The sequence below is a fragment of the Martelella alba genome (assembly GCF_005217455.1).
Lineage (GTDB): Bacteria > Pseudomonadota > Gammaproteobacteria > Enterobacterales > Enterobacteriaceae > Acerihabitans.
The window spans coordinates 1-579 of the sequence record NZ_SZPQ01000175.1 but is presented as its reverse complement, the minus strand read 5'-3'; the positions used below and the strand labels follow the sequence as shown (position 1 = coordinate 579).

1 pseudogene is annotated in these 579 nt (G+C 50.8%); it reads left to right on the top strand.

The features are described from left to right. Positions 1–2: 2 nt before the first annotated feature. Positions 3–579 (top strand): annotated as a pseudogene (locus FCN80_RS26285) (transposase); the annotation flags it as partial.

Here is a 579-nt window from a genome sequence, read left to right as displayed (position 1 = left end):
CCATCCTCAAGCAAGCCGAGGCCGGAACGCCAGTTGCTGAACTGTGCCGCGAGCATGGTATGAGTAATGCCAGTTTCTACAAGTGGCGTTCACGCTTTGGCGGAATGGATGCATCCATGATGGCCCGACTAAAAGAGCTGGAAGACGAAAACCGCCGCCTGAAAAAGATGTATGCCGAAGAACGGCTCAAAGCCGAAATTATTCAGGAGGCTATGGCAAAAAAGTGGTGAAGCCATCGCAGCGGAAGCAGATGGCACAGGACGCGGTCAGAAACCGAAGCGTCAGCATACGTTTTGCCTGCCAGTTGTTTGCTGTCAGCGAAAGTTGCTATCGCTATCAGCCTCAACAGAATGAAGAAAACACGGTTATTGCTGACTGGCTGCTCCGCATCACCGACAGTCAGCGCAACTGGGGTTTTGGTCTGTGCTTTTTGTACCTGCGTAACGTAAAAGGCTTTAAGTTCAATCACAAAAGGGTATACCGGATTTATTGCGAGTTGTCGCTGAACATGCGAATCAAACCGAAAAAACGACTGAAACGGGATAAGCCTGAACCGCTGGCGGTGCCTGAAAGCCGCAA